This window comes from Variovorax sp. LjRoot84, from assembly GCF_964254305.1.
GTDB lineage: Bacteria > Pseudomonadota > Gammaproteobacteria > Burkholderiales > Burkholderiaceae_C > Variovorax.
The window spans coordinates 1405759-1424816 of the sequence record NZ_CAXUTE020000002.1 but is presented as its reverse complement, the minus strand read 5'-3'; the positions used below and the strand labels follow the sequence as shown (position 1 = coordinate 1424816).

The 19058-nt window shown below is 65.1% G+C and carries 22 protein-coding genes; 16 read left to right on the top strand and 6 right to left on the bottom strand.

Annotation, left to right across the window (positions count from 1 at the left end):
- Positions 1-12: 12 nt before the first annotated feature.
- Complete coding sequence (locus ACSQ9I_RS37640; RefSeq protein ID WP_436317011.1) at positions 13-396, top strand: DUF427 domain-containing protein; 384 nt, start codon at positions 13-15, stop codon at positions 394-396.
- Between the two features lie 3 nt (positions 397-399).
- On the opposite strand, the gene ACSQ9I_RS37635 is transcribed toward ACSQ9I_RS37640, so the two are convergent.
- On the bottom strand, positions 400-801 hold the full coding sequence (locus ACSQ9I_RS37635) for a nuclear transport factor 2 family protein (protein WP_436317009.1): 402 nt from the start codon (positions 799-801) through the stop codon (positions 400-402).
- Positions 802-816: 15 nt separating this feature from the next.
- A complete protein-coding gene (locus tag ACSQ9I_RS37630) occupies positions 817-1383 on the bottom strand; it encodes a hypothetical protein (RefSeq protein ID WP_436305511.1) in 567 nt (188 codons plus the stop codon).
- A 248-nt stretch (positions 1384-1631) separates the two neighbouring features.
- On the opposite strand from ACSQ9I_RS37630, the gene ACSQ9I_RS37625 reads away from it, so the two are divergent.
- Entirely contained in the window at positions 1632-2621 is a 990-nt protein-coding gene (locus ACSQ9I_RS37625) for a helix-turn-helix domain-containing protein (RefSeq protein ID WP_436317007.1), read from the top strand.
- Between the two features lie 198 nt (positions 2622-2819).
- Here the strand turns inward: ACSQ9I_RS37625 and ACSQ9I_RS37620 are convergent, their stop codons facing one another.
- Positions 2820-4019: an MFS transporter gene (locus ACSQ9I_RS37620; protein ID WP_436317006.1), complete on the bottom strand. Its 1200-nt coding sequence runs from the start codon at positions 4017-4019 to the stop codon at positions 2820-2822.
- 60 nt (positions 4020-4079) lie between these two features.
- Complete coding sequence (locus tag ACSQ9I_RS37615; RefSeq protein ID WP_436317005.1) at positions 4080-4706, bottom strand: Chromate resistance protein ChrB; 627 nt, start codon at positions 4704-4706, stop codon at positions 4080-4082.
- A gap of 74 nt (positions 4707-4780) precedes the next feature.
- Between ACSQ9I_RS37615 and ACSQ9I_RS37610 the strand changes: the two genes are divergently transcribed.
- Complete coding sequence (locus tag ACSQ9I_RS37610; protein ID WP_436317004.1) at positions 4781-5209, top strand: YkvA family protein; 429 nt, start codon at positions 4781-4783, stop codon at positions 5207-5209.
- A 19-nt stretch (positions 5210-5228) separates the two neighbouring features.
- Positions 5229-5612: a YkvA family protein gene (locus tag ACSQ9I_RS37605; protein WP_436317002.1), complete on the top strand. Its 384-nt coding sequence runs from the start codon at positions 5229-5231 to the stop codon at positions 5610-5612.
- 172 nt (positions 5613-5784) lie between these two features.
- Here the strand turns inward: ACSQ9I_RS37605 and ACSQ9I_RS37600 are convergent, their stop codons facing one another.
- On the bottom strand, positions 5785-7821 hold the full coding sequence (locus tag ACSQ9I_RS37600; protein WP_436317001.1) for a VTT domain-containing protein: 2037 nt from the start codon (positions 7819-7821) through the stop codon (positions 5785-5787).
- Positions 7822-7944: 123 nt separating this feature from the next.
- Between ACSQ9I_RS37600 and ACSQ9I_RS37595 the strand changes: the two genes are divergently transcribed.
- The 7 genes from ACSQ9I_RS37595 to ACSQ9I_RS37565 are packed head-to-tail and all read left to right on the top strand — an operon-like array spanning position 7945 to position 15139.
- Positions 7945-9666, top strand: coding sequence for a glycosyltransferase family 39 protein (locus ACSQ9I_RS37595; protein WP_436317000.1), 1722 nt, complete (start codon positions 7945-7947; stop codon positions 9664-9666).
- Positions 9663-10052: an SMR family transporter gene (locus tag ACSQ9I_RS37590; RefSeq protein ID WP_436316999.1), complete on the top strand. Its 390-nt coding sequence runs from the start codon at positions 9663-9665 to the stop codon at positions 10050-10052. The genes ACSQ9I_RS37595 and ACSQ9I_RS37590 overlap by 4 nt, the downstream gene beginning before the upstream one ends.
- Positions 10049-11197, top strand: a complete 1149-nt coding sequence (locus ACSQ9I_RS37585; protein WP_436316998.1) for a DegT/DnrJ/EryC1/StrS family aminotransferase — start codon at positions 10049-10051, stop codon at positions 11195-11197. Before ACSQ9I_RS37590 ends, ACSQ9I_RS37585 begins: the two co-directional genes overlap by 4 nt.
- A gap of 44 nt (positions 11198-11241) precedes the next feature.
- Positions 11242-12183, top strand: a complete 942-nt coding sequence (locus ACSQ9I_RS37580) for a glycosyltransferase (protein ID WP_436317122.1) — start codon at positions 11242-11244, stop codon at positions 12181-12183.
- Positions 12180-13142 (top strand): formyltransferase, encoded by a 963-nt coding sequence (locus ACSQ9I_RS37575; RefSeq protein WP_436316997.1) that lies wholly within the window; start codon positions 12180-12182, stop codon positions 13140-13142. Before ACSQ9I_RS37580 ends, ACSQ9I_RS37575 begins: the two co-directional genes overlap by 4 nt.
- 34 nt (positions 13143-13176) lie before the next feature.
- On the top strand, positions 13177-14220 hold the full coding sequence (locus tag ACSQ9I_RS37570; RefSeq protein ID WP_436316996.1) for a bifunctional UDP-4-keto-pentose/UDP-xylose synthase: 1044 nt from the start codon (positions 13177-13179) through the stop codon (positions 14218-14220).
- 13 nt (positions 14221-14233) lie between these two features.
- The gene (locus tag ACSQ9I_RS37565; protein ID WP_436316995.1) at positions 14234-15139 is read left to right on the top strand and encodes a 4-deoxy-4-formamido-L-arabinose-phosphoundecaprenol deformylase; all 906 of its coding nucleotides are present in this window, start codon (positions 14234-14236) and stop codon (positions 15137-15139) included.
- Here the strand turns inward: ACSQ9I_RS37565 and ACSQ9I_RS37560 are convergent.
- Positions 15136-16365: an O-antigen ligase family protein gene (locus ACSQ9I_RS37560; RefSeq protein WP_436316994.1), complete on the bottom strand. Its 1230-nt coding sequence runs from the start codon at positions 16363-16365 to the stop codon at positions 15136-15138. The genes ACSQ9I_RS37565 and ACSQ9I_RS37560 overlap by 4 nt on opposite strands.
- Here ACSQ9I_RS37560 and ACSQ9I_RS37555 point away from each other — a divergent pair.
- The 5 genes from ACSQ9I_RS37555 (at position 16364) to ACSQ9I_RS37535 (ending at position 18996) form a co-directional block, all read left to right on the top strand.
- On the top strand, positions 16364-16504 hold the full coding sequence (locus ACSQ9I_RS37555; RefSeq protein WP_436316993.1) for a hypothetical protein: 141 nt from the start codon (positions 16364-16366) through the stop codon (positions 16502-16504). The genes ACSQ9I_RS37560 and ACSQ9I_RS37555 overlap by 2 nt on opposite strands.
- 395 nt (positions 16505-16899) lie before the next feature.
- On the top strand, positions 16900-17511 hold the full coding sequence (locus ACSQ9I_RS37550) for a phosphatase PAP2 family protein (protein WP_436316992.1): 612 nt from the start codon (positions 16900-16902) through the stop codon (positions 17509-17511).
- 238 nt (positions 17512-17749) lie between these two features.
- A complete protein-coding gene (locus ACSQ9I_RS37545; RefSeq protein WP_436316991.1) occupies positions 17750-17962 on the top strand; it encodes a hypothetical protein in 213 nt (70 codons plus the stop codon).
- Between the two features lie 96 nt (positions 17963-18058).
- On the top strand, positions 18059-18577 hold the full coding sequence (locus tag ACSQ9I_RS37540; RefSeq protein ID WP_436316990.1) for a MerR family transcriptional regulator: 519 nt from the start codon (positions 18059-18061) through the stop codon (positions 18575-18577).
- Positions 18574-18996 (top strand): hypothetical protein, encoded by a 423-nt coding sequence (locus ACSQ9I_RS37535; protein ID WP_436316989.1) that lies wholly within the window; start codon positions 18574-18576, stop codon positions 18994-18996. Before ACSQ9I_RS37540 ends, ACSQ9I_RS37535 begins: the two co-directional genes overlap by 4 nt.
- Positions 18997-19058 lie beyond the last annotated feature (62 nt).

The following is a 19058-nucleotide window of genomic DNA, read 5'->3' as shown; positions in this document are numbered from 1 at the left end:
GGAGTTGAAGAGATGAACAGCAAGCTCACCAAGATTCCGGGACCGGATCATCCGATCACCATCACGCCGACGAAAGGCCGGGTCACGGTCGCCGTGAACGGCAAACGCGTTGCTGACACCCGCGAGGCCCTGACCCTGAAGGAGGCGGGCTATCCAGCAGTGCAATACATCCCCCGCAAGGACGTCGATATGACGCAAATGCAACGGAGCTCGCATCAGACGAATTGTCCTTACAAGGGCGACTGCGCCTACTACAGCATTCCGGCCGGCGGGGAACGCTCGGTCGACGCCGCCTGGACCTACGAAAGTCCGTATGCCGCCGTATCGGCCATCTGCGAATACCTGGCGTTCTACCCGGATCGGGTCGACGCCATCGAAGTCGGCGTCGAAGGCTGAGGCTCACGCAAGGAACTCGTCGCCGAACATCGGCAGCCCGCTCTTCGATTCGGCCCGAGTCGCCTCGTCCTGCAGCACATCCCAGTGCTCGGCCAGCACGCCGTCGGCGATGCGCAGGATGTCCACCCCGATCCAGTTCACCGGACGGTGTTCACCCCAGAAGCGGCCGTGGATCATGACGTAGTCGCCCTCGGCCATGATCAGCCCCGGCTCGTAGCGCAGCGACGCCGGCAGGCTCCTGATCAGGTTGAAAAGCCCGTCGCGGCCCGGCGAAATGTGAGCACTGTGCTGGATGTAGTTCGGCGACCAGTAGCGTTCGGCCTTCGCGTAGTCGCGCTGGTTGAACAATGCGTCGAAGGCCTCGAGGACCAGAGCTTTGTTTCTCGCTTCGATGGACAGACTCACTTTCGTTCTCCAGACCTACTTGCGCGCAAGCGGGATCTGCAGGTTCGTCGGCCGGTTCTCTTCCTTGTCGAACCCACGACCGTCCACGTTGCGCGCGCCCCAGAACAGCATGTCGTGGCTCAGGTAGACGAGATCGAATTCCATGAAGTTCTTCCCTTCGGTCAACCCGAACGGGGGAAACGCCTTGCCGAACACACTTTGCGTGTCGTTGACTTGCCACTTTCCGTAGCCAGTGGCGGCCACCTGATTCAGCAGATCGGCAAACCCCTGGATCAGCGGCGCGACCTCGTATCCCTCGTCAGCGACGAAGTCCACCTTTTGCGCCCCTGGAGCGATCGAGTGAGGGCCGCGCCAGATCATGTGACCCCGGATGGCGATTCGGGCGATGGGCACCGCACCGTTCGGGTCTGCCGAATTGACGATGTTCAGCTCGAATCGATCCCCGGCCAAGTACTTGAATTCACGCTTCAGATAGAACGGCTTCAGCGTGCCGTCGGGATTCTTGCTGGCGCTCGGGCGGACCTCCGGGGCGATGCTGGCCCAATCACCGACGAGGGCCTCCTTGATCTGTTCCACGTTCATGACGGTCTGTCCTTCGGGTTTGCGGGAGGGCGATTCGGTCGCTGACGCACAGGCTGCGAGAGTCAACGCCAGCACGAGCGCCAAGAGGCGTGAAATGCGTCGTGTCCACATCTGGAAAGAGTCCTCGCCTGAGAAGGTGCGCAAATTATGAAGCGCGAGCGCCCTGCTCCGTTAGCCCAAATCGGCAAAGCGACACAGCGTCCCAGTCTAGGCTATTCTTCGATTGCAGCGCCGCCACCGAACACCGCATGACACTCAAACTGGACGTATTCGACGACTTCCACGTGCATGGCGCCTCGGCGCCGGAGTGGAATCAACGCTATCTGCAAGTATCGCCGGGGGCCATGCACAGTTCGCTCGCCGAGGTGACGACGGACAGCATCCATGTCTTTCGCAAGTGGATGAGTGAGCGGGTTATTCAACAGGGCTGTCTACCCAACGGCAAGATCTGCTTCGCGATCCCACTTGGGAAGTTCGCTGGAACGCCCCGAATGCAAGGGCACGAAATGCACGAGGACAGCGTCGTCGTTCTTCGCGGCGGCGACGAGTTCACGCTACAACGGCCGAAAGGGATGGAGCTGATGGCGGTGACGTTCGAGCTCGACGAATTTCGTCGCCTGTCTGACGAACGGCCGTGGGCACCGGGCGCCCGGGCTCTACTGTCCCGCTCCGTGCTGCGAGCCCCGGGTCGCGCGATGCAGCGATTGCGGTACGACCTTCTTTCGTTGTTCGATGAGACGTCGACAACCGATCCATGCAAGTCGGAAGCGATCAACGACCAGTCAGTGTCCCGCGGCGTGTTTGAAGCGCTTTGCGAACTGTTCGATGGTGCCGCCGACGCGAGGCAGCCCGTTGGGAGCGCTTCGGCCAGTTTCATCGTCGCGCAATGCCATCGGATGGTGGCAGGCAGCGGGGATTCCCCACCTAGCGTAGAGGAACTGTGCCTGCGCCTTCGCACGAGCCGGCGCACCTTGCAGAACAGCTTCAGGCAGGTCGCCGACGCGACGCCTGTGCACTATCTGCGCTGTGTGAGGCTGAACGCCGTGCGTCGGCAGTTGATGTCGACACGAGCGGTGGACCTGAACATTGCGCAGGCGGCCGCAGACAGAGGATTCAACCATCTGAGCCACTTTGCTCAGCGGTACAAGGCGCTGTTCGGAGAATTGCCGTCACAGACGATGCGAGGCCGCACCTGCGCCAGCTCGCAGGACGGCGACGGGCAGAGCTACAAGGCGTGAGCGGCCTGCACCGGACGGCGGGGTTGGCTGCGTACCGCCGATGTGGCCCGAATCCAGTTCGTCGTTTTCGGCCGGCTTCAGTCTGGACGAGCCGGCCCGTCGCCTTAATTGAGCAGCCCTCTCGACACTGATCAACTCCCCCCGCTTCGCTCAATCACACAGAAGAGGGGCATCTCGCCAGTGGAAAAAAATCGCACGTCAGGCCTTGGCCGCCCGCGCGACCGGTTGCCACGCCAAACCCGCCAGCGCGAGCAGGCAAAAGGTTGCGCCGGCATAGAACGTGACCGACGCCCCGAGTCGATCCCACAACAGCCCGGCGACCACGCTGGCGACCAGCATCGCCGCTCCGCTCACCAGGTTGAAAAACCCGTAGGCGGTGCCGCGCAAATCTGCGGGCGTGGTATCCGCCACCATGGTGGCTAGCAAGCCTTGCGTGATGCCCATGTGCACACCCCACAGGGCGACGCCTGCCAACACGACCCACCATTGATCGCTGGTGGCGAGCACGACGTCGGCCGCGATCAACACGGCCAGGCCGAGCGCCAGCAATTTGGTGTGGCTCATGCGGTCGGAGAGCTTCCCAAAGGGATAGGCCGACAGCGCGTAGATCAGGTTCATCGCTACCATCACGAGGGGCACCAGAGCGACCGCAATGCCGCCTTGCTGTGCTCGCAGCACCAGGAATGCCTCGCTGAACCGCGCCAGCGTGAACACGGCACCGATTCCCACCACCCACCAATACGGCGGGCCAAGCCGCTTCAGGTTTTCTCGGCGGATTGGATTGGTCCGCTTCTCAGCCTGGTGATGTTTCGGCTCCCGAAGGCCGAACAAGAGCAGTGCGACAGCCATCAAGCCCGGGACCACTGCCACCCCGAAGACGGCCCGGAAATCATTGGCCCAGAGCAGCATCAAGCCCACCGCCAGCAGCGGACCGAGGAAGGCCCCCACGGTGTCGATCGACTGGCTCAGCCCGAAGGCGGCGCCGCGCAAGTGCGGCGGCGCAATGTCGGCGACCAAGGCATCACGGGGTGCACCGCGCACCCCCTTGCCGACCCGATCCAGCAGCCGGGCCGTCAGCACAATGCCGATCGTAGGGGCCAGCGCGAACAGCGGTTTGGACAGTGCCCCCAAGGCGTAGCCAAACACGGCCAGCCTTTTTCGCTTGCCGAGATAGTCGCTAAGCGCCCCCGAGAAGACCTTGACGATCAGCGCCGTGGACTCGGCCAGCCCTTCGATCAGACCGACCGCCGAAGCGCTGGCGCCCAAGGTCGAGACCATGAACATCGGCAGCAGGCTGTGGATCATTTCCGACGAGATGTCCATCAGCATGCTGACAAAGCCGAGCACCCAAATGCCGGCCGGAATTTGACGCAGGGTGCTGCTGCTTCTTGTGGTCATGGGTTCCGGCGCAGCATTGCTCTCATAGGGCATGTCAGGCGTGATGGGGGTTGGACCCACTCAGGGCTTGGCATCTCGCTTGGCAGGCCGCTTTGCGGTCGCTTTCTTTGCAGCTGCGGGCCGTGTCGTCAGAACGACCTTCGCGTTCTGCTCACGCTCGAATACTTCGTTGGCGTAGTTCTCCAGCAAGGCCTCGCACTCAACCAGCTGTTGTTCGGCCGTCGTGCGCGCCGGCGCGCCATAGAAATCGACGACCTTGATGCGCTCGAGCCAGTTCTTGAGCTTCTTCAGGTCTTCGTCGTTCTCCTTGATCTCGGCGAAGCTGTAGTGGCCAGCTTGAACCTCTTTCTCAATCTCCTTCTTGTAGTCGTCACACTTTTCGAGAAACTCCTCGTAGTCCTGCTCGCGGTCGCGCTTGAAATAGGCCACGACACGCTCCTCCTGCTTGGCGTCGAGCGCGTGCGTTTCGAAGATCACCGCTTCGCCGCCCGCTTGCTCGATATCGCTTTGCACCGTGCGCAGCTGACGCTGGTGCTCGCTGCTGGTGGGCAGTACACAGATGCTGTTCTGCAGGTAGACGGCGCCCATGCCGCGGATGCGCCTCCAGATGCCGACCCGCAATTTGCTCGGCTCGGCGGGCACCTTGTAGGTCAGGAGAAGCCAGGACGAGTACTTGTTCGGATTCATTGCTAATGTAGCGGTGGTTACATCGCAACTGTAGCAGCTTAGAATCGAATCTGTGATTTCGACGAAGGTGATGCATGAACCATGAGGACGGGCGCGTTCAGGCGCGCGAGAAAGACAACCCGAGCCTGTTTCAGGTTCTAGGTGCCTGGGCCAAGCGCCTCAAGCGTGACGCCGTGATGCTCTGGTTCGCTTGCAGACATCAACGCACGCCCTGGGCCGCAAAGGCCCTTGGTGCGTTCGTCGTCGCCTATGCCCTGAGTCCCATCGATCTGATCCCGGACTTCATCCCCATCCTCGGCTATGTGGACGATGCGCTGCTGCTGCCCGCGTTGATCTGGGTGGCGATCCGGATGTTGCCCCCGGACGTGGTTGAGGAATGCCGCGCACAAGCGGCGGCGTGGATGAGCCGGGACAACGGCAAACCGCGCAGCGTATGGGGCGCCGTGCTCATCGTCGCGATCTGGATCGGCTTCGCGGTGGCCCTTTGGCAATGGCTGCGGTAACGTGCAAAATGCAACGGCGATGAACATCGAGCGCATCAGAACATGGGCCTTCCGCGCGGCACGCAATCTCATTGCGCTGTGGCCGGCAGGATTTCACCGGGAGACGCCGCGATCGGCCAAGGCCATCGCGCTTGTCGTTGTCCTCTATGCAGCGCTGCCGATCGACCTGACACCGGAGTTGCTGCCGCTGCCGAGCTATCTGGACGACCTGGTCATGTTGGCTGGATTGTCCTGGGCGGCGATCCACCTGGTTCCTGCAAACGTCTGGGATGCAAGTTGCGTCCGAGGGGATCATTGGCTCAGGCACGCGATCGCGTGGATCCAAGTCAGAAACGAGGATGTGATTCTGTGCGTCATTCTCGCAGCGCTCGCCCTGTGGTTCAGATTCTGGTTCGGAGAGTGACACGTCGCCGCAGGGCGGCCGCGGTGGGCACGCCAGAGGGATGATTCGACCAGGGCGTTGATTTCGTTTGATGGCCTTGCTGGCGACGCATGGCACATGAGTTCGCGTGTCCTGGCGCTTGGGCTCTCCACGATCAATGCGGTCGCTTCGGCAACGCCTCCGAGTGCGCAGCTCACCAGACCAGCAGGACGATCCGACCGGTCCGTTCCCTCAGGTGCGCCGAGCCCTGTTGAGCGCGAACATCCTGAGCGAGCCGCCGCAGCGGGGCCGCGAAATCGTTTTCTGTTACGGCGAGCGTGATCAAGCCGGCAGGACGCCGCAGGCGCTCGATGGTTGCCATGCCGATCCACAACGGGCGCGGCGGCCCTGCTCCGACGTTGTCGACGACATAGGGCGACGGCCACAGACGCAGCACGATGCGTTCGTCGGCGTTCAGCGCTTTCATGAACGTCATCCCTTGCGCTTCGCCATGGTCGAGCTTCGGCAACACGGCGAGCTGTTCGATCGGCGTGTCCGGCAACAACCACAGCAGCGCCGTCTTCGCGGCCCAGGGCGGGGGGACATGCCATCCCGCGCGGTTCAGAACGCCCCCGACCTCCTCCGCCGGGCCTGCCCATTGAACCGAAAACGGCTCTTCGGCGTCGCCCCCGAGGTCGGTTCGGGCAGAGGCAAGACCACGCCATCCCTCCGCTCGCCAGTCGGCGACAGGTACCGTGTCGCTTCGTGGGAGGTAGGCGTACTGCGCCAGATCGGCGTGGTGATATTCGCCGACAACCCAACCACCGACGAGCGCCAAGGTCATCCCGACCACCATCGACAGCGGCAAGGCAGACACCCTCTCATGTCGCACATGGTTGAGGTAGGCGATGCTCAGCAACGCCACCCAGGCAAGACCCAGACTCAAGCTGGCGAGCACGTCCGAGAACCAGTGAGCGCCCAGGTACAACCGTGAGAACGCGACCAGCGCAATCACCATCGCGGCCGACATCGTGATGGCGATCTTCGTTCCGACCGGTTTGGCCCGCGCCAGCAGGAAGGCCAGGAAGCCGTAGACCACGATGTTCATCGCGGCATGGCCGCTCGGAAACGAAAAGGGATCGATCCCGCTGTAGATCTCGGTCGGTCGCGCGCGACCGAGAGTGAACTTCAGCGTCCAGACGAGCAACTGGGCAAAACCGGCGGCCGCCAGCCAATACCCCAGCGTGCGCCAGCAGCGCTTTGCTGCCAGCCACAACGAGACAGCGCCAATGACGGAAATCACGACGGGGGCACTGCCCAATTCGGTGATGGCCACCATGACGCTGTCGCCCCAGGCCGTGCGAAGCGTCTGCAGCATTGTGTAGACGCGCCGGTCGACCTGCACGAGCGGGTCGTTGGACAGCACGTCTTCGAGCACGCCGAGGAACAGCCAGGTGCTGCCGAACAGCAGCAACGCGGTGACCAGCAGCACCTTCGACTCGGCTCGGGCGGGATCGAACAGGGACATCACGATGCGCGCGGGCGAGTTCGATCTTGTGCTGGCCCAGGCCACAGCGCGATCTCGCCAGCCTCCGATGCGCGGCCGTGCCTGGCGATGCAGGAAGGCGACGACCCAAGCTACGAGCCACAGGGCGCCGGCGACGAGGATCACCAGGACGGCGAGCCGTGAACTCACGGCACCGGCCAGTTGGAGCGAGGCACCAAATAGGAAACCGGGAGCGAGGTGAGCCGCTGCCCACACCAACGCCGACAGGACGTTGAACACGTAGAACTGCGGGGCCTGCAGGCCCGACATGCCGGCGATAACCGGCACGATGGCTCGCAGCGGGCCGAGAAAGCGTGCGAGAAAAACGCTCTTGCCGCCATTCTTCGCAAAGTACGCTTGCCCACGATCGAAAAGAGCGGGATAGGCCTTCATCGGCCACAGCGCGCGAATCCGATCCCGATGGCGGCGGCCGAGCCAGAAGCTGATGCTGTCGCCGGCGACCGCACCGCTCACTGCGGCAACTGCCGTCCACGCCGGATCGAGCGCCTGGAGTCCGACGAGCATGCCACCGACGAAGACGATTGAACTGCCCGGAACGACCGTACCGATCACCGCCAGCGCCTCGAGCAAGGCCGCCGCGAACACCGCGCCGAGCGCCAGTTGCGGGTGCTCCAAAAAATAGCCGATCAGCGCTTGAAGATGTGGTTCCACCAGCGTTCCATTGTCGGCGCCCGGACCGTTCACGGGTGATCGAACGTCGTGATCGGACTTGGCCGTCGTTGCATCAGCGCTGGGCGTCAATCACAAAACCATCAAGCTGAGTACCTTGTTCAGCTTGCCTTCATAAGTGAAACCTAGCATCGCGCCATGCTGAGTTTGAAGCGCCGGGTCCACCTTTCTACGAGCGGCTCTCATGCCGCCTCGCCGCGCGCGCACAACAGCCCGATGGCGTGGCTCTGGCCCGGTTTGATGATCGGGCTTCTGGCGCTGGCTTGGTTCGGCAGCCTGGCGACCCGTTCATTGATTCATCCGGACGAAGGGCGCTACGCCACACTGGCGCTTGGGATGGCACGCAGCGGCGACTGGGTCACCCCACGCCTGAACGGACTGCTCTACTTCGAGAAGCCCCCCCTGCAATACTGGATCGGAGCGCTCAGCTTCCAATGGTTCGGTATCACGGAATTTGCGGCACGCCTTTGGCCCGGGCTGGCGGGCTTCCTGACGGTGTTGATGGTCGGATTCACGGCCGCACGCCTGTGGGGCCGGGAGGCGGGTATCCGTGCTATGGCGATCGCCGCGTCGACAACCTGGATCGTCGTCAACAGCCACTTCCTGACGCTCGACGCCGGCTTGACCTTTTTCCTCACGCTGACTTTGTGCGCCGTGCTGATCGCCGGCAGCGAGCGCTCGAATGCGCGCGCGCGCCGCGGCTGGATATGGCTCGCCTGGGCCGCCATGGCGGCGGCCGTGCTGAGCAAGGGACTGGTGGGTGTCGTGATCCCCGGCGCCGTGCTGCTGCTGGTCAGCCTGTGGCGACGCGACTTCGGGCTGTGGCGCGGCATGCACTGGGTGTCGGGCCTGTTGATCTTCTTCGCCATCGCGGCGCCCTGGTTCGTGCTGGTGTCACTGCGAAACCCGGGCTTTGCGGAGTTCTTCTTCATCCATGAGCATTTCGCGCGCTATCTGACCGAGGTCCACCGCCACGAAGGGGCGTGGTGGTATTACCTGCCGCTGCTGCTGGTCGGCCTGTTGCCGTGGACCGGCGGGCTGCCCTGGTTGCTGCGGAAGAACAAGCTCGACGCCGATCGCGAATCCGACCCGATCACGGCCCGCCATGTGCTGATCGTGTGGTCCGTGTTCGTGCTCGTGTTCTTCAGTGCGTCGGGCTCCAAGCTGCCGTCGTACATCCTGCCGATGTTCCCGGCCTTGGCCCTGCTGTTCGCCTTGCAATTGCGCAACGCGCACCCGTCCGCCCTGCGCTGGCACCTGCTGGCACCGACGCTCGCGTGGATCATTGCCTCGCTGGTTTCCATACAGATACAGAGCGGCCGCTTTGCGTCGGCCGGCACGCCTGCCGAAGTCCTGATGCCATTGGCCTCGGCCGCGCGCGTGGGGGCCGCGCTGTTCCTGGCAGGCGCCGCGATCGCCTGGTGGCATCTCGGCCATCGCCGGGTCACCGCGGCGGTGCTTAGCCTGGCACTGGGCCACTTCATGGCGACCACGGTGGTGCTGCAGGCGCACAACGGGTACGGCCAGCTCAAGAGCGCCGCTCATCTGGCCGCCGTTCTGCGGCCGCTCGTCGATCCCGCCACCCCCGTGTTCGCCGTTCGCACCTATGACCAGACCCTGCCTTTCTACCTCCGGCGCAACGTGGTCCTGGTCGACTACCGGGATGAGTTCGCCCTTGGCCAGCAGCGGGAGCCCGATCTGTCGATCGGAACGCTCGATGAGTTCATGGACCGCTGGCGGTCTCTTCCTCAAGCGGCGGCCTACATGAGCAAGCCGACATGGGTCGAACTGCAGCAGCGCGGCGTACCGATGCGCATCGTGTTCGAAGACCCGAGGCGACTCGTCGTGATGAAGCCATGAAGGCGGTCGACTTCGTCTGGGTCCTCAGCGGCGTGCTGCTCAATGCGGTGGCTCAACTGTTGCTGAAGGCCGGGGCCGGCAGCGCCGGACAGATCTCGCTCTCGGCCGGTGCGCCGGCCCTCTGGCGAACGGCGATCGGGCTCGCGCAGCATCCGTCCATCCTGGGCGGGCTGGCTTGCTACGTGGTCAGCGTCGTCGTGTGGATCGTCGCGCTGTCGCGCGTCGACGTCAGCATTGCCTATCCTATGCTGTCGATTGGCTATGTGCTCAATGCGGGGCTGGCCTGGTGGCTCTTCGGCGAAGACGTCAATCCCCAGCGCTGGCTCGGCATCGGCGTGATCATCGTCGGCGTGGTGCTGGTGGCGCGCAGCGGGAGCACGTCGTGAGCGCACGGCCTTTCCTGCCCTTCACCCGGCCCTCCATCGACGAGCGCACGATCGCGGAGGTGGGCGAGGTGCTGCGTTCGGGCTGGATCACCACGGGCCCGCAATGCCAGGCGCTCGAGGACGCCCTGTCGGAGCGCCTGGGCGGCCGGCCAGTCCGGCTTGTCAACTCGGGCACCGCGGCGCTGGAACTGGCGCTGCGGCTGTGCGGCATCGGCCCGGGCGACGAGGTCGTCACCACGCCGCTGAGCTGGGTGGCCACCGCCAACGTGGTGCTCGCCGTCGGCGCGACGCCGGTGTTCGTGGATGCTGAAGCAGCCACCCGCAACATCGATCTCGATCGGGTCGAGGCCGCCATCACCTCGCGCACCCGGGCGCTGATGCCTGTCGATCTGGCCGGCTTGCCGGTCGATCGCGATCGCCTCCATGCCCTGGCCGGTCGCCACGGCCTGCGGGTGATCGAGGATGCGGCGCAGTCCTTCGGTGCCCGATGGGGGAACCGCGCGATCGGCAGCTTTGGTGACCTGGTGTCCTTCAGCTTCCACGCCAACAAGAACCTCACCTGCGCCGAAGGCGGCTGCCTCGTGCTCAACAACGAGGAGGAGGCGCGCCGTTTCGAAAAGCTCCGGCTCCAGGGAGTGACTCGCCTGCCCGACGGAGGCATGGAGGTCGAGGCCTGGGGCAGCAAGGCCAATCTCACCGATGTGGCCGCTGCCATCGGGCTCGGCCAGTTGCGCCAGGTCGACGGTTTCACTGCGCGCCGCCGCGCACTGGCCGAACGCTACTTCGAGCGCTGGGATGCCTCGCTCGGTTTCGAGCTGCCGCCGGGCGACGCGGCGCATCACGGCAACTGGCACATGTTCCAGCCCTTGCTGCCGCGCAGGCTCGCGGCGCGCCGGGGCGACTTCATTGCCGCCATGCGCGCCCAGGGCATCGGCGTCGGCGTCCACTACCCCGCGATGCACCTGTTCGCTCTGTTCCGAAACCGCGGGCATGCGCGCGGCGATTTCCCGGTGGCCGAAGACATCGGCGCGCGGACCGTGACGCTTCCCTTGTTCCCGGCCATGGCCGACACCGACGTGGACCGCGTCTGCGCGGCCGTGACCGTCGCGGCAGCTTGCACTGCGCTAATCCGAGGCAAGCGATGACGACGCACGATGCGATCCACTTTGCGGAGCCCCAGCCGCTCGACATGGCCGCCCAGACGGCGCTGAGTGTCGTGATCCCGGTCTACAACGAGGAGCCCGGGCTGGCGGCGCTCTTCGCGCGGCTCTATCCGGCGCTCGATGCCCTCGGCATCGACTATGAAGTGGTGTTCATCGATGACGGCAGCCGCGACCGCTCGGCGGCGCTGCTGGCCGCGCAGTTCGAACGCCGCCCTGATGTCACGCGCGTGATCCTGCTGAACGGCAACTACGGTCAGCACCGCGCGATCCTGGCCGGCTTCGAGCATTGCCGCGGCGAGCATGTCGTCACGATCGACGCCGACCTGCAGAACCCGCCCGAGGACATCCGGCTCCTGATCGAGGCGATGGAGCGCGGGCACGACTGCGTGGGCTCGATCCGTCGCGACCGACAGGACTCCGCCTGGCGCCGCTGGGCCTCTATGGCCATGAATCGCTTGCGCCATGGCCTGACGGGCATCGTGATGACCGACCACGGCTCGATGATGCGCGGCTACAGCCGCAACGTGGTGCAGCTGATCAACCAGTGCAACGAGATGAACACCTTCATCCCGGCGCTGGCCTACCAGTTCGCAAAAAATCCGACCGAGGTGACGGTGGGCCACGAAGCGCGCCACGCCGGCGAATCGAAGTACTCGCTGTACAGCCTGATCCGGCTCAACTTCGACCTCGTCACCGGCTTCTCGCTGGTGCCGTTGCAGGCTTTCTCGATGCTCGGCATCGTCGTTTCGCTGCTCTCCGGCCTGCTGTTCCTGATACTGGCCGGGCGACGGCTCCTGCTGGGACCGGAGGAGGGCGGCCTGTTCACGCTGTTCGCGCTGCTGTTCCTGCTGGTCGGGCTCGCGCTGTTCGGCATCGGGCTGCTCGGCGAGTATGTCGGCCGCATCTACCAGGAAGTCCGGGCGCGACCGCGCTACGTGATCAACGCGATCCTGGAGCGCAAGCCATGAGCGGCATCCGGCCCGCCGCGCGCGCAATCGTGTTCGCGTATCACGATGTCGGCGTTCGCTGCCTGCGTGTGCTGCTCGACGCCGGCGTCGAGGTTCCGCTGGTCGTCACCCATGTCGACTCGCCCGGCGAAACGATCTGGTTCGCAAGCGTCGCCTCGGTCGCCGCCGAGTACGGCCTGCGCTGCGTCGCGCCCGCCGATCCCCACGAGCCGGCGTTGCTCGAAGCCGCGCGAGCGATGCAGCCCGACTTCGTGTTCTCGTTCTACTACCGGCAGATGCTGAAGCGCGAATGGCTGAGCCTGCCGCGGCGCGGCGCTTTCAACATGCACGGCTCGCTGCTGCCGCGCTACCGGGGCCGCGCGCCGGTGAACTGGGCGGTCATTCACGGCGAGCGCGAGACCGGTGCGACGCTGCATCGCATGAACGAGAAGCCCGACAACGGCGCCATCGTCGACCAGTGCGCCGTGCCCATCCTCGCCGACGACACCGCGCGCGACGTGTTCGGCAAGGTCACGGTGGCCGCCGAGATCGTGCTGGCGCGCAGCCTGCCGGATCTGCTGGCCGGTACGCAGGTGGAGCGGCCGCAGCAGCTGGCCCTGGGGCGCTACTACAGCGGCCGCCGGCCGGAGGACGGGCGCATCCCCGGGCAGGCGAGCGCTCTGCAGATCCACAACCTGGTGCGCGCCCTGGCGCCGCCCTATCCCTGCGCTTTCTTGCAAATCCAGGGGCGGCGCGTGCTCATCGAACGGACGCGACGCGAGGCCACCGATTCATCGAACGGCACGGCGGCACCGGACGCACTGCAGATGGCGAGCGACGGCAGCGCGCTGTGGCTGCAAGCGACCGACGGCAATCGCCTGCGCGTGCTGGCCGCGCGCTGCGAAGGCGATGCCCAACTGCTGGACGCACGCACTTTCGAGGCGCGCTTCGGCGCGCTCCGCCTGCGTGTCGACGCCTGACACCTCTTCATTGATCCCTCAACGATTGCCCTGCATGCTCAAAGTACTGATCCTCGGTGTCAATGGCTTCATCGGCCACCACCTCACCCGCCACATCATCGAGAACACCGACTGGGAAGTTCATGGCATGGACATGCAGGACGACCGGGTCGCGCCCTGGCTGAAGCACCCGAAGTTCCACTTCTTCGAAGGCGACATGACGATCAACAAGGAGTGGATCGAATACCACGTGAAGAAGTGCGATGTGGTGCTGCCGCTGGTGGCGATTGCCACCCCGGCCACCTATGTGCGCGAGCCGCTGCGCGTGTTCGAGCTGGATTTCGAAGCCAATCTGCCAGTGGTGCGCCAGTGCCTGCGCTATGGCAAGCGCATCGTCTTTCCTTCGACCAGCGAGGTCTACGGCATGTGCGAAGACGAGGAGTTCGACCCGGAATTTTCGAACCTGGTCTACGGCCCGATCAACAAGCCCCGCTGGATCTATGCCTGCGCCAAGCAGTTGATGGACCGGGTGATCCATGCCTACGGCCAGCAGGAAGGGCTGCGCTATACGCTGTTTCGGCCCTTCAACTGGATCGGGCCGGGGCTGGACAGCCTACATGCACCCAAGGAGGGCTCGAGCCGCGTCATCACCCAGTTCCTCGGCCACATCGTGCGCGGCGAGCCGATCCGGCTGGTGGATGGCGGCAGCCAGCAGCGCGCCTTCACCCATATCGACGACGGCATCTCGGCGCTGGTCAAGATAATTGCCGACGAGGGCGGCATCGCCGATGGCAAGATCTACAACATCGGCAACCCGCGCAACAACCTATCGATCCGGGCCTTAGCCGAAGTGATGCTGGCGCTGGCCAGGCAGTTGCCCGAATATCGCGAGGCCGCGAACGCGGTCGAGTTGATCAACGTCGCCTCCGCCGACTATTACGGCAAGGGGTACCAGGACGTTCTGCATCGCGTGCCCGACATCCGCAACACCATGGCGGAGCTGAGCTGGCGTCCCCAGGTCGGCATGCAGCAGGCCCTGAGCGAACTGTTGGCCTACTACCGCGACGAAGCGGCTGCAGCCGTGGATCTGGAGGCCTGAGGGCCGGCGGACGATGGCGCGCATTGCCCTGAAAGTCGACGTCGACACCTGGCGCGGCACGCGCGAGGGCGTGCCGGCCCTGGTGAAGGCCCTGGACAAGGCCCAGGCGCGCGCCAGCTTCCTGTTCAGCCTGGGGCCGGACCACACCGGCCGCGCGGTGCTGCGCGTGCTGCGCCCCGGCTTCCTGCGCAAGGTGTCGCGCACTTCGGTACTCGAGCACTACGGCCTCAAAACCCTGCTCTACGGCACCGCGCTGCCTGGGCCCGACATCGGCCGGCGCGAGGCCGAGCTGCTGCGCAGCGTGCAGGGCGACGGCTTCGAGGTCGGCGTGCATTGCTGGGACCATGTGCGCTGGCAGGACCGACTGCTCGGCCAGAACGACGCCTGGGCCCTGCGCGAAATGGGGAACGCCACGACGCGCTTTGCCGAAGTGTTCGGCGCCTCGGCACGCCTGCATGGTGCGGCCGGCTGGCAATTCAACGAGAGTGCCGCCCGGGCCGAGGTGCTGTTGGGCATCCGGCTGGCTTCCGACACTCGAGGCACCCATCCCTTCCTGCCGGTGGCGGCGGACGGCAGCGTCATCGGCCCGCCGCAGTATCCGACCACGCTGCCTACGCTGGACGAGTTGATCGGCACCGACGGCATCACGCCGGACAACGTGCATCGCCACCTGCTGGCGCTGTGCGAGGACGGCAAGCGCGACCAAGCCTACACGCTGCACGCCGAACTTGAGGGCATGAAGCTGCTGCCGGTGCTGCAAAGACTCATGGCGGGCTGGCGCGCGCAGGGGCATTCGCTGGTGGGGCTGGGCGAGCTGCACGAGGCGCTGCGCGGCACGGCGTTGCCGCGCCATCGCATCGCGCTCGGGAGCGTGCCCGGCCGATCCGGCCTGCTCGCGCTGCAGGGCGGCAAGTTTTAGGGGGTGCCCGCAGGCGCCGGACCGCCCGCAGGCGCCGGACCGCGACCCACGAACAGCGGCGCAATCCGGGCCGGCAGCACGCGCAGCCAGGGATTGCCGGGCGCCCGCGCCAGGCGCAGGTAGAGGAACACGATCCAGGGCAGGCTGAGACCGATCGCGGCATCGCGCATGGCCGAGTTGACGCTGGTCGCGACCAGCAGGATCAGCATGCCGACAAAGGCCAGCCTTCCGGTGAGGTCGCGCCGCCGCCAAGCGACCACGAGGCCCGTCGACACGATGGCCAGCAGCGCCAGCAAGCCTGGAACGCCGGTTTCCGCGCCCATCCAAAGGAAGTCGTTGTGCGGCATGCTGTAGTCGTACAGCAGGTTCGGCCCGCGCCGATGCCATTCGGGCGTCCAGCTGCCGAGCCCGCCGCCGGCCCACGGTTCGTCGAACATCATTCGCGTGGTTTCACGGTACATGTGAAAGCGCACCACCCAGCTGCCTTCCGACACGGCGCCGGCCTGGGCCTCCTCGATCTCCTGCACGCCGAGCCTGAACTTTTCCTGGACCGATGGCGCGTTCCAGACCAGGCCGCCGGCGACGGCGCCGCCGACGCAGAGCGCGATGGCGAGGGCGCGCAACCGGCCGCGCCATTGATGCACGCAGGCCGCGAATATCGCCGCCAGCAGGCCCAGCAAGGAAGTGCGGGACGGCAGCGTGAGCGTCACGATCACGCCCGTCGCGACCGTCATGGCGAACGCGGGGCCGGCCCAGTGCCAGCGATCGCGCGTATCGTTCAGATGCGCCAGGCCGCAGACCGCCGCGGACGCGCCAAGCACTGCGAACAGCAGCGCGTCGTTGATGGACTTGTTGCCTTTCATCACCGTGACGTTGTGCCAGATCGGCAGGTCGGGCAGGCCCGCCGTGTGTGTCAATACGATCGCCACGAGCGCAAAAAGGGCGGCAAGCAGAAACCCCCGCAGCGCCCAGATGGCTTCTTCAAAGGACAGCACCAGGGGGATGGCCAGGGTCGTGGCGATGCGCATGTCGTGCCAAAGGCTCAGCGTGGTTTCGGGATGGTGCGGCCGCAGCGCGAGCACCACCAGCGTCCACATCAGGTAGGCCAGGATCGGCCAGCGCAGCGGATCCATGCGCCATCGCGCTCGACGTTCGCGCCAGCCGGACGAAAAAAGCAATGCGACGATCAGCATGCCGGCCGCAAGATAGTTCGCGCCGACCGGCATGAAGACGACGCAGCCCCACAAGAAGGCGGCGGCTTTGACGAAGCGCGACCGCTGCGGGATCGGAAGGGGTGCGGAAGATAAGCGAGAGCCCGGGGTGCTCGGCTTCGTCATGAATCCCAACTGGTTCAAGGAGCTGTAAAGGACTGCAGCATATTCGCTCAAACACACCGTTTGCGGCCGGTTCGAGTGCCTCGAGGCCGACGAGCATGCCGCCGCCGTTGTCGGCGCCCGGACCGTTCACGGGTGATCGAACGTCGTGATTGGACTTGGCCGTCATTGCGGCAGTAGCTTGGCGTCGATCACAAAACTATCAAGTTGAGCACCTTGTTCAGCTTGCGTTCATAAGCGAGACCGAGCATCGCGCCATGCTGACTTTGAAGCCCTCGATTCACGCTTCTACGAGCTGCTCTTATGTCGCCTCGGTTTTGACGTGAATCGCCGTCTGGAATGCTTGGGTGAATCGTCGGGCGGTCGCCGCAGGGTGCGACGCGGGACCTCAGCCGGCTTGCGCGCGCACCGAATGCGGGAGGCCGCATGAGGGCAGTGAATCTCGCCCTATTCCAGTGGATCGCCGCGGGCTATGACCCCAATCCCTGGCTACTGCCTCTCGCCTGCGCCATCGCGCTCGGCGGGGCCTGGGTGACCGTGGGCCTGATGGGGTGGGCGGTATGGCAGCGTCCTTCAGAGCGCGGCTATGTAATAGCCGCTTTGGTGGTTTCCGCGGCAACCGCCTCCATTGCGCATGCCATCGCGGGGTTGCTCGACCTGCCACGCCCTTTCATGTTGGGCCTGAGCCCTGCCTACATCGCACACGGTGCTCGCGGATCGCTGCCAAGTGCGCACGCAGCCGTGATGTTCACCGTCGCCCTGATCTTTCTGCTGCGCCCTCGACTTCGGGTCTTGGGATTTGCGATGGTCGCTGCAGCCGCCATCACCGGATGGGCGCGGGTGTACGTCGGCGTCCATTTTCCCTTGGACATCGCTGCGGGTCTGTTGGTCGCCGTGGCGGTCGGTACAGCCTTCTCTGTCGTTCAGTGGCTGGGTCGCCGCTCCATCGCCCCGTTCATCGCGCGCGATGACTGCCGTGAAGGCCCGCTGGCCCCCGCGGTCGAAGCGGCCGGCCACTCGCGTGGAGATTCGCCATGAACAATCCATTCAATCGGCCTTAGGTCCGAGCATCTGCGCGCAGACCCCGCCGCGTGCGCTTCGCCAACTTGACGGACGTCACGGACACGGCCTTGCAGGCTCCGGGCCGCGCACACGGCAGCGCCAGACACCCCGGGGCGGCACCCGCGATTCAATCGATCACCCCACTCTTGACCTTGTCACTATGGCAAGGTCTATGTTGCACGCAGTGGCAACAGGCTGTCGTGGAGGTCTTGCGATGCTGCATAGAGTTCAGGTTCGCAGGAGCCTGGAGCAGGAGGTGCTACGGCTTTGCAAGCGGGCGCTGGCCGAAGGGCGATGGGAGATCGCCGAGCCCCTGATGTGCGCGCTGGAGCATCTGGCCAAGTCCGACCCCGACTGTGAGGTCGCGCTCGAGCAGGCGTACCTGTGTATAGGCCGAGGCGACAGCCCTATCGACCAAACCCATTGAGCGTCGGCTCGATTTGACACGCAATAAAAGTCGCTTAAACTGCGTACCAAACAACAGACTTATTGGTTACTCCGAATCTCTTTTGCTTTTTGCACCATGCCCACCCACGCATTCACCATCCGCAAGCTTGCCGACGCGGCAGGTGTCGGTGTGGAGGCGGTGCGCTACTACCAGCGCAGTGGATTGCTGGCGGCGCCGAATCGAGTGGACGGTGGTTTTCGGCAGTACTCCGGCGACGATGTTCGCCGTTTGCGCTTCATCAAGCGGGCGCAAGCACTGGGGTACTCGCTGGAGGATATCGCGCAGTTGGTGTCCCTGAGTACCACGCCCGATCTGGCGCGCGTTCGGGAGATCACGCACGAGCGAGTCGCGGAGATCCGGGAGCGCGTTGCCGACCTGCAGTCGATGGCTTTGGCGCTGAAGGGCCTCGCCGATTGTTGCGTTCGAGCGCCCAAAGGCTCGGCGTGTCCCATCATTGCGGCGCTTACCGAGAGTCAGGACACCGGTGCGGCAACTGCCGGTGATGGCGCAGCCGGGCAGGCAAACACGCCTCGACGTTCGCCCAGGCGCTCGGGAACCGAAGCGCATCACCGCACTGACACGGTGGCAGCATGACGATGACGCGCGATCTCAGGCGATTCGTGTGCCGACTGCTGATCGGCGTGCTGGTCTTTGCCCAGATGGCCATCGCTGCCTATGCCTGTCCCACACTGTCGGCCGCGCCGGAATCTCTCTCCATGGTGGCCATGGATGCTTCCGTCGCGGCGACGCCTGGCGAAGAGGCCGCCATGGTGGGCTGTGACCAGATCGACAACAGCGCCCCCAATCTTTGTGCCGAGCACTGCCGTTTCGGCCAGCAAAGCGCGGACCACACACCGGCGCCCACCGTACCCGCGGCGCTGCTGACCACCCTCTACACCCTCCCTGTGCAGCCCGAGCATCTCGGGCATGTCCGGCCTCCCGCCGACATGGAGCTCGAGCAGGTCGCGGCTTCGCCGCCACTCGCCATCCTGCACTGCTGCTTTCGAATTTGATCTCCTGACGATGCTGGTGCTGTCGGCCTGACCGGCTCGCACCAGCCTATCGGTCGCGCTTG

Excerpts from the sequence above, each read along its gene's own strand:
- ACSQ9I_RS37640 (WP_436317011.1), top strand. The coding sequence starts at position 13 with ATGAACAGCAAGCTCACCAAGATTCCGGGACCGGATCATCCGATCACC.
- ACSQ9I_RS37630 (WP_436305511.1), bottom strand. The coding sequence starts at position 1,383 with ATGAACGTGGAACAGATCAAGGAGGCCCTCGTCGGTGATTGGGCCAGC.
- ACSQ9I_RS37625 (WP_436317007.1), top strand. The coding sequence starts at position 1,632 with ATGACACTCAAACTGGACGTATTCGACGACTTCCACGTGCATGGCGCC.
- ACSQ9I_RS37620 (WP_436317006.1), bottom strand. The coding sequence starts at position 4,019 with ATGACCACAAGAAGCAGCAGCACCCTGCGTCAAATTCCGGCCGGCATT.
- ACSQ9I_RS37615 (WP_436317005.1), bottom strand. The coding sequence starts at position 4,706 with ATGAATCCGAACAAGTACTCGTCCTGGCTTCTCCTGACCTACAAGGTG.
- ACSQ9I_RS37610 (WP_436317004.1), top strand. The coding sequence starts at position 4,781 with ATGAACCATGAGGACGGGCGCGTTCAGGCGCGCGAGAAAGACAACCCG.
- ACSQ9I_RS37605 (WP_436317002.1), top strand. The coding sequence starts at position 5,229 with ATGAACATCGAGCGCATCAGAACATGGGCCTTCCGCGCGGCACGCAAT.
- ACSQ9I_RS37595 (WP_436317000.1), top strand. The coding sequence starts at position 7,945 with ATGCTGAGTTTGAAGCGCCGGGTCCACCTTTCTACGAGCGGCTCTCAT.
- ACSQ9I_RS37590 (WP_436316999.1), top strand. The coding sequence starts at position 9,663 with ATGAAGGCGGTCGACTTCGTCTGGGTCCTCAGCGGCGTGCTGCTCAAT.
- ACSQ9I_RS37580 (WP_436317122.1), top strand. The coding sequence starts at position 11,242 with ATGGCCGCCCAGACGGCGCTGAGTGTCGTGATCCCGGTCTACAACGAG.
- ACSQ9I_RS37575 (WP_436316997.1), top strand. The coding sequence starts at position 12,180 with ATGAGCGGCATCCGGCCCGCCGCGCGCGCAATCGTGTTCGCGTATCAC.
- ACSQ9I_RS37570 (WP_436316996.1), top strand. The coding sequence starts at position 13,177 with ATGCTCAAAGTACTGATCCTCGGTGTCAATGGCTTCATCGGCCACCAC.
- ACSQ9I_RS37565 (WP_436316995.1), top strand. The coding sequence starts at position 14,234 with ATGGCGCGCATTGCCCTGAAAGTCGACGTCGACACCTGGCGCGGCACG.
- ACSQ9I_RS37555 (WP_436316993.1), top strand. The coding sequence starts at position 16,364 with ATGAAGACGACGCAGCCCCACAAGAAGGCGGCGGCTTTGACGAAGCGC.
- ACSQ9I_RS37560 (WP_436316994.1), bottom strand. The coding sequence starts at position 16,365 with ATGCCGGTCGGCGCGAACTATCTTGCGGCCGGCATGCTGATCGTCGCA.
- ACSQ9I_RS37550 (WP_436316992.1), top strand. The coding sequence starts at position 16,900 with ATGAGGGCAGTGAATCTCGCCCTATTCCAGTGGATCGCCGCGGGCTAT.
- ACSQ9I_RS37545 (WP_436316991.1), top strand. The coding sequence starts at position 17,750 with ATGCTGCATAGAGTTCAGGTTCGCAGGAGCCTGGAGCAGGAGGTGCTA.
- ACSQ9I_RS37540 (WP_436316990.1), top strand. The coding sequence starts at position 18,059 with ATGCCCACCCACGCATTCACCATCCGCAAGCTTGCCGACGCGGCAGGT.
- ACSQ9I_RS37535 (WP_436316989.1), top strand. The coding sequence starts at position 18,574 with ATGACGATGACGCGCGATCTCAGGCGATTCGTGTGCCGACTGCTGATC.